Raw genomic sequence first — 391 nt, 5'->3', positions numbered from 1 at the left:
CTCGGCGCAGGTGGAGTCGATCCGCACCGAACTGCTGGACGTCCTGAAGGACGTCACCCCGCAGGCGGGCCGGGTGCCGCTGCTGTCCACGGTGACGGGTGAGCTGGTCGACGGTTCGGGCATGGACGCGGAGTACTGGTACACCAACCTGCGTACCACCGTGGAGTTCGCGGACGCGACGCGTGCGCTTCTCGAAGAGCACGGCGTCGGGACCTTCGTCGAGGTCAGCGCACACCCCGTGCTTGCGATGGCTGTCCAGGAGAGCATCGAGGCGGCCAGCCGGGAGGCCGTGACGGTTGGCACGCTGCGCCGGAACGAGGGTGGTGCCCGTCGGGTGCTGGCCTCGTTCGCGGAGGCGTGGGTGCGCGGTGTCGCGGTGGACTGGCAGGCA

At 70.1% G+C, this 391-nt stretch carries 1 protein-coding gene; it reads left to right on the top strand.

Annotation, left to right across the window (positions count from 1 at the left end):
* Positions 1–391 (top strand): acyltransferase domain-containing protein (locus UK12_RS33360; protein ID WP_156179106.1); only part of this gene is annotated, 391 nt, incomplete at both ends.

It is taken from the genome of Saccharothrix sp. ST-888 (genome assembly GCF_000955975.1).
Lineage (GTDB): Bacteria > Actinomycetota > Actinomycetes > Streptomycetales > Streptomycetaceae > Kitasatospora.
Note: the sequence above shows the minus strand (reverse complement) of the source record. Positions and strands in the feature narration are given on the sequence as shown.